Below are 425 nucleotides of genomic sequence, written 5' to 3'. Positions count from 1 at the left end.
ATAACGCGGGATGGAGCAGCCCGGTAGCTCGTCAGGCTCATAACCTGAAGGTCGCAGGTTCAAATCCTGCTCCCGCAACCAAACAAAACAACCCGGCCACAAGGTCGGGTTTTTTGTTGGTAACGGATACAGATTTGAAACTCAACGGGCCCCATCAAGGAGGGCAAAGCCCGACACAGAAGGGCAAAAAACGCAAATCCTGCTCCCGCAACCAAATTCGACAACAGCCTCGTCCCGCAAGGGGCGGGGCTGTTGTCGTATTCGGTCAGCGGAGACAGGAGGAGGGCCTTGCAAAGCCGGCCAGAAAGGACCGATTTGCGGTTCACGACAAGGGCGAAGCACGAAGCGCAATCGAGCAACGCGAACATAAAAGCCCCCTCACGAAACCAAATTACAAAAAAAGCCCGCATGGTGAAAACCAGCGG

The 425-nt window shown here is 55.1% G+C and carries 1 protein-coding gene and 1 tRNA gene; one reads left to right on the top strand and one right to left on the bottom strand.

Going from position 1 to position 425, the window contains the following annotated elements; translation table 11 throughout:
- Window positions 1–4: 4 nt before the first annotated feature.
- Window positions 5–81, top strand: a tRNA-Met gene (locus tag ABLQ08_RS32460).
- Here ABLQ08_RS32460 and ABLQ08_RS32455 read toward each other — a convergent pair.
- On the bottom strand, window positions 60–425 hold a 366-nt coding region (locus ABLQ08_RS32455), incomplete at its 5' end, for a hypothetical protein (RefSeq protein WP_352950918.1). The two genes, ABLQ08_RS32460 and ABLQ08_RS32455, sit on opposite strands and share 22 nt — an antisense overlap.

Origin of the sequence: Roseibium sp. SCP14 (assembly GCF_040329475.1) — a bacterium.
GTDB lineage: Bacteria > Pseudomonadota > Alphaproteobacteria > Rhizobiales > Stappiaceae > Roseibium.
Note: the sequence above shows the minus strand (reverse complement) of the source record. Positions and strands in the feature narration are given on the sequence as shown.